The organism is Mesobacillus harenae (assembly GCF_013343715.1).
In the GTDB taxonomy this organism is placed as follows: domain Bacteria; phylum Bacillota; class Bacilli; order Bacillales; family Cytobacillaceae; genus Mesobacillus_A; species Mesobacillus_A harenae.
On the sequence record NZ_JABUNR010000001.1, the window covers coordinates 481,631 to 487,831 of the forward strand.

The following is a 6,201-nucleotide window of genomic DNA, read 5'->3' on the forward strand; positions in this document are numbered from 1 at the left end:
GTGGTTGTAAAAACTAATGTTATTAGTTATAATACTAATAGTATTAGTTTTCTGGAGGGATGATAATGAAAGTTCAAAGCTATGGCCAGGTACACCAGATTTCTTTTTTAGCTAATTTTTTTCCTGTGAATTGCTATTTAATAGAAGAAGACAGTGAATTAACACTAATTGATGCGGCTTTGCCATATAGCATGAATGGAATTTTAAAGACGGCAGCGATGATTGGAAAGCCAATTACACGAATCCTTTTAACGCATGCACATGATGATCATGTAGGAGCGTTAGACCGTTTGAAAGTAGTACTGCCAGAGGCCAAGGTATATATATCAAGCCGTGACGCAAAGCTTTTAGCGGGGGACAAAACCCTAGAGCCGGGAGAAACACAGCTGCCGATTAGGGGAGGGGTTCCTAAAAAGGTTCACACCCGTCCTGATATCCTTGTAAAAGAGGGTGACCAAATTGGATCTTTAACAGCCTTTTTGTCACCTGGCCATACACCTGGATCAATGTCTTTTTTAGATAGCCGAAGCAGAGCGCTTATTGCCGGTGATGCGTACCAAACGAGAGGAGGCGTAGCGGTGTCAGGAAGAATGAAGTTATTATTTCCGTTTCCTGCTCTTGCAACATGGAGCAGGAAGGATGCTGCCCTCAGCGCAAAAAAACTGTTAGACTTGTCGCCGTCTCTTCTTGCGGTTGGACATGGAAATGTTCTAGTGAGTCCACAGCGGGCAATGGAATTAGCAATTAAGGAAACAGAAGAGGGCGTGGTTTAGATGGCAAGACGTGGTCTCGATCAACTGGCGATTTTACAGGCAGCAATTGAAATCATAGATCGAATTGGGTTTAGGAGCCTCACTATGGCAAGTCTTGCACAAAAGCTCAATATAAAAACGCCTTCCCTCTATAACCATATTGAAAGTCTTGATCACCTTCGAAATCGATTGGCATTACATGGACTGATAAAACTAAGAGATAGAATGACGGATGCAGCAGTTGGCAGTAAAGGAGAGGAAGCGATTCTGGAAATTGGGCAGTGTTATGTGGAGTTTGTTCGGTTGCACCCAGGGCTTTACGAAGCAGCAATGGCTGCTGGGCCCGATGCGAGCAGTGACATAAAAGCCGCAGGAGAAGATATTGTTAATCTATTGCTTAAAGTTTTAAAACCTTTTAACTTGAATGAAGTAGAAGCACTCCACACAGTTAGAGGATTAAGAAGCATTGTGCATGGATTTTCATCTTTAGAGCAATGGGGGGGAGGTTTTAACCTTACTCTAGATGTAAATGAAAGTTTGAGGCATCTGCTGAACACTTATTTAAGAGGAATAAAAGTTTAAAACTGCATGATGGGGAAAGTTAAAAGATTTATATAGGAATTAGTTTCGTGAGATTTTGAAAAAAACATAGGTATTAAGAACTGTGTTTGGTGGAGGATTTCAAGTATGCCATTTATACAACAAATAAAAGAATCCATGTTTAATCAGGTTTATATCTAGTAAGTTAGCAAACTGACAATCCTGAACAGAGTCTATATACCTAATTTGAGTAGGTAGTTTTACAGTTTCGCTCCAAAGTTACAGCATGTTTAAGCTTATATTTCAGGAGTGTTACACAAAAATCAAATTTTTCGAAAAAAAAGGCCTGAATCCCTTGTAGCAGTAGGGATTCAGGCTTTTTCTCTTTCCAGGGTAAGCGTAAACATGCTGGTAACTATTACCTTCATACCCATTTTTTATAGATTTTCTTCTAGTAAAATTAACTCTACTATTAAGCTTGTAAACAGCGAATAAAAAGGGAGTTGCAAACATACATGAAAAAACAATTACTTACAGTGGCTGCAACAGCCGGTATCTTTTTCACATCATTCAACGGAGCTGCAAGTGCACATGATAAAGTACACACGGTGAAATCTGGTGATTCTTTATGGGCACTTTCTAAATCATATAATGTATCAATCAATAATATTCAATCTTGGAACGGTTTATCTGGCTCAACTATATATGTAAATCAGAAATTATCCGTTCTTGCACCACATAGCCATTCGACAACTACTGCTGCTGCACCTGCTTCTGGCACAACAACTTATACAGTGAAATCTGGCGATACTTTATGGGGAATATCAAAAAGCTACGGAGTAACTATTAATACATTAAAGTCTCTTAATGGATTAAAGTCCGACATTATCCATCCGGGGAAAAAATTACAGGTGAAAGGAACAGCTACTAAAGCTGTGGCTGCACCAGTAAGCAATACTAGCACAGGAAGTTATACTGTTAAAAGCGGAGACTCTTTATCAGTTATTGCTAGTCGCCATAAAATATCGGTTTCAAACCTAAAATCTCTTAATGGATTAAACTCAAATGTTATTCATCCTGGACAAGTTTTAAAAGTGACTGGAACAGCGTCATCTGCACCAGCACCAACAAACGTATCTAATAATTCAACAACAGTCATGGCTACTTATCCGACTTCCAATAAGGTGAGTGCGTTAGTATCTGAAGCCAAAAAACACATTGGTACTCCATATGTATGGGGCGGAAGCACAACTGCAGGCTTTGATTGCAGCGGTTATTTACAATTTGTATTTAACAAGGCTGGAGTTTCTATTCCAAGAACTGTTTCTGATATCTGGAATGCTTCTAAATCAGTTTCTTCTCCAAAAGTAGGAGATCTCGTTTTCTTTGAAACATATAAACCAGGTCCATCTCATGCAGGTATCTATCTTGGCGATAATAAATTTATCCATGCAGGATCTTCTCGTGGAGTAGAAATTAGTGACATGAACAATTCTTACTGGAAGCCACGTTATTTAGGCGCCAAAACCGCACTATAATATAAGTTATTATTAATATAACCAATCTAGTAAACTTTTAAACCTCCTTTTTGGAGGTTTTTATTTTTTTGTGAAAAACCATTAATTAAAAAAGCCGTTCTGGATGTCCAGAGCGGCTTTGGTGTGTGAATCAGATATATGAAATCCATTGTTTTCTCACTTGCTGATGGGCCTGACGCATAATTTCATCCTTAGATGCTTCCCTAGGTGCTATCACGTTCGTTCGATAACTTCTTCCTGAAAAATTTACAACAACTGTTACTTCAACCATAAAACAAAATCCTTTCTTTTCATGTTTATATAGTAGTGAAAGATAGTATGCTTACTCCAACACTCTCCATGTCTTATATATATATCCACCAATGAAGATAGCGAAACATATTGCTAAAAAGGTGACAGGCACCATCCAGAAAACTGGATGGTGCCTGTCACCCTTTAGGTTATTCAGGGTATGAGATATGTACTCCTTGAATGGTTCCTGGTTCGGTTTTGTCTTCTTGAAGGCTTTCCATGTATTGCTGGAACTCTTCTTGAAGCTTTTTTGGAGCGCCAGGCTTCAGATGCCAGTTGCCAGGTTCGTCAACAAAGTATGCAGTTTTCATAAAATCAGGGCGTTTTAAAGGCATAGCGGTAATCATTCCTTTCCTAATCCTTATTCTTTTGTTTTTTAAAGATTAATATACGGAAATAAGTTGAAGGTGTTATATCTCCATGAAGAAAGGGAACTATGCTATAATACGAAAAACATGATAAGAGAGGAAGATAATATGGACGCAATAGGTAAAATTCCGGCTAGCATTCCTGAATTAAATATAATAAATAGTATCGGCGAAAATATTATTGTAGCAGATAAAGACTATAATGTAGCCTGGGTAAACCCAACAGCAGCTAGTCTATTAACCAATATTGCTCCCTTATTTGGCATGAATAATGCCAGCGAGATTATCGGTATGAACATGAATCATTTTCATCAGAACCCAGATCATCAGAATCGTATTATGGGCCAGTTAGAAAAAAGCCACCGAGCCCGTATTAATATTAAGGATGAGTTTGTAACGGATATTATCATAAATCCCATTTATAATAGCAATGAAATAAAAGGATATGTTGTCATGCTAATGGACGTGACAACAAAAGCAGAAGAAGAGAGCCGGAGGGAAAAATTAATTGAGGCTCTTTCAGTCCCAATTTTAAAAATATGGGATAAAACAATTGCGATCCCGCTGTTTGGAGGTTTTGATCTCGATCGGGGTGAGCTTCTCCTCACGAAAGTGCTCGAATATTGCACGGACCAGGGTATGGAGTATGTCCTGCTTGATGTCACAGGCTTAACAGAATGGACGGAAGAAACTGCCTCTTATTTAAAGAAGCTTGCCGATAGTTTAAAAATCATTGGTTCAGAGTGTATTTTTGTGGGAATGTCCCCTGAGCTAGCGATCGCCTTTGCGCATTACCAATTTAACTATCCAACCTTATCGACAACACAGGATGGTTTGGAATATGTATTGAAAACAGAAAAACGAACTATTTTATAGTGGACGAAACTCTTTCAAAAATGAAAGGGTTTTTTCTTTTTGTATAAAAGAAGAAAGCACCATCCCAAAAATGGATGGTGCCTGTCACCCTACTCAATCTTAGTGGGTTGGATACATATTTGTGTTAAGGGTACGGTTGGTAGTGAAGGTTTGGTAAACGTCACGTTCTTTTGTGTCGTCTGCTTCTACTAGTAAGAGGATATTTCCTTCTTTGATATAGCGTTCGTATTCTTTAGCGTCATCCTCCGGAATTCCTGCTCCAGTTAATGCACCAACGATACCACCACCGCCAGCGCCAATTGCTGCACCGCTAAGTGTAGTTGCTAACGGGCCTGCAGCTGCAAGTGGTCCGATGCCAGGGATAGCAAGAAGCCCGACTTCGGCGATCAGTCCGACAATACCACCTAGGATTCCACCTGATCCGGCGCCAATTGCGGCTCCTTTTCCTGCTGCTTTGCCGCGTTCAGCGTCGTTACCTGTTTCAACATCTGAACCAGTCGCATCCTCAAGGTTTTCAACATCATCATGACTTTTAGCGAAAACTGAAATTGAATCCTTGTCATATCCCATTTTTCTTAAATCTTCAATTGCACGAATAGCATTTTCTTCATTTTCAAATACTCCACCAATTATACGTTTTTCCATTTTATATAACCTCCTTTTTTTGCTCACAGTTACTAACTACCCTCCAGAAATAGAGTAGAAACGTAGAGTTTTTGATTTTAGATGGTTTTTGAGAGATAGATTAAAGAAATTAACCTATCATAGAGTACCGATATAACCATAAAACAAAAAAACTGCTTGCAAAAACAGCAGCTTTCATAAATGATAACCTATGGAAGTAAGAGTAGGTTGTGATATCAGACTTATTGTTCAGGCTTACCCGGAGGAAGATAGGGAGGAGGTAATTTTAGCCACCCCCTTGAATTCATTAGGTTTTTAAGAGGTGCGGCAAATTTCATTAGTTGGACTTGAATCTCAAAGAATAATATCCCGACATCATTACGAACACTCTGAGATAAGGATTGCGCACAAAAAGTGATTGCAAAGGCCACCTTTACGGAAATTAAGTTAGCAATTTCGTCATCTGTCAGTTTAACTCCCTCAGGGACTGCCATTGGGTCAGACTTTGGTTTATCTTCATTTATTGCAGGAAGAGGGATACCCTCTTTTATCATAAATTGTTTTATCATGTCGTAGTCATTTTTGTATGCTTTAATAGCATTTTTTAAAGCATGAATCAGATCAGCATCCTCAGTAGTATTTAAGGCGGCCTGATAAAGTCCCCTGGCTTCCTGGAAAGAAGTCAAAGCTGTCCACAGGCTCATTACTTCACCAACATGAAGACAAGGGATTTCAAGTATTCGCTTACCGATTCTAACGTTCTTGTCATAAATTTTCACCTCAAGCAATGTATTAGTTACATAATCCCCCTTAATAGTCCGGTTTATGTGAAGAAAAGGCCGCCCCCCATACCTACGGGATCGGTTTTCGAATACAAAAGCTAAATTAGCACACCAATTAGCCTTTCTATTCCCAATTGAATTAGGCTGCTTATTTTTATGGATTTTGTTAAAAATGATATTTAACTACGATTTGGCGTTTATGCTGTAAATGGTATACAGAGAGGCCGATAAATAAAAACATTCTTTCCTATCTTAAGTCATTAACCAGTGATCGATAAAATAAGCGGAGGTTTAAAGTTAGTCTAAAAAGTGGACACGTGAAAATGAGATTTTATTTATAATATAAATATCATTTAAAAGGACGTGTTCAAGATGGGGAAGCACTTTTCACAAGAGTACAAAGAATATGTATCCAAGTTAGTGGTAGAAG

General features: G+C 38.6%; 8 protein-coding genes. 4 read left to right on the forward strand and 4 right to left on the reverse strand.

Features of this window, described 5'->3' with window-relative positions; translation table 11 throughout:
* Nucleotides 1-65 precede the first annotated feature (65 nt).
* The 3 genes from HRJ06_RS02180 to HRJ06_RS02190 all read left to right on the forward strand — a co-directional run bounded on the left by HRJ06_RS02180 (nucleotide 66) and on the right by HRJ06_RS02190 (nucleotide 2,830).
* Nucleotides 66-773, forward strand: coding sequence for an MBL fold metallo-hydrolase (locus HRJ06_RS02180; protein WP_174728023.1), 708 nt, complete (start codon nucleotides 66-68; stop codon nucleotides 771-773).
* Nucleotides 774-1,334, forward strand: a complete 561-nt coding sequence (locus HRJ06_RS02185) for a TetR/AcrR family transcriptional regulator (RefSeq protein ID WP_174728025.1) — start codon at nucleotides 774-776, stop codon at nucleotides 1,332-1,334.
* Nucleotides 1,335-1,807: 473 nt separating this feature from the next.
* A complete protein-coding gene (locus HRJ06_RS02190) occupies nucleotides 1,808-2,830 on the forward strand; it encodes a C40 family peptidase (RefSeq protein ID WP_174728028.1) in 1,023 nt (340 codons plus the stop codon).
* 130 nt (nucleotides 2,831-2,960) lie between these two features.
* Here the strand turns inward: HRJ06_RS02190 and HRJ06_RS02195 are convergent, their stop codons facing one another.
* Together HRJ06_RS02195 and HRJ06_RS02200 are read right to left on the reverse strand one after the other, a co-directional pair.
* Complete coding sequence (locus HRJ06_RS02195; protein WP_174728031.1) at nucleotides 2,961-3,101, reverse strand: BA3454 family stress response protein; 141 nt, start codon at nucleotides 3,099-3,101, stop codon at nucleotides 2,961-2,963.
* 169 nt (nucleotides 3,102-3,270) lie between these two features.
* Nucleotides 3,271-3,468 carry a hypothetical protein gene (locus HRJ06_RS02200; RefSeq protein ID WP_242035105.1) on the reverse strand — a complete coding sequence of 66 codons (198 nt, stop codon included), beginning with the start codon at nucleotides 3,466-3,468 and terminating at the stop codon, nucleotides 3,271-3,273.
* Between the two features lie 129 nt (nucleotides 3,469-3,597).
* On the opposite strand from HRJ06_RS02200, the gene HRJ06_RS02205 reads away from it, so the two are divergent.
* Nucleotides 3,598-4,365, forward strand: a complete 768-nt coding sequence (locus HRJ06_RS02205) for an STAS domain-containing protein (RefSeq protein WP_174728048.1) — start codon at nucleotides 3,598-3,600, stop codon at nucleotides 4,363-4,365.
* 99 nt (nucleotides 4,366-4,464) lie between these two features.
* Here the strand turns inward: HRJ06_RS02205 and HRJ06_RS02210 are convergent, their stop codons facing one another.
* Both HRJ06_RS02210 and HRJ06_RS02215 read right to left on the reverse strand, forming a co-directional pair.
* Entirely contained in the window at nucleotides 4,465-5,010 is a 546-nt protein-coding gene (locus HRJ06_RS02210; RefSeq protein WP_174728051.1) for a general stress protein, read from the reverse strand.
* A gap of 221 nt (nucleotides 5,011-5,231) precedes the next feature.
* Nucleotides 5,232-5,768 (reverse strand): DUF3231 family protein, encoded by a 537-nt coding sequence (locus HRJ06_RS02215; protein ID WP_338421043.1) that lies wholly within the window; start codon nucleotides 5,766-5,768, stop codon nucleotides 5,232-5,234.
* Between the last annotated feature and the right edge of the window lie 433 nt (nucleotides 5,769-6,201).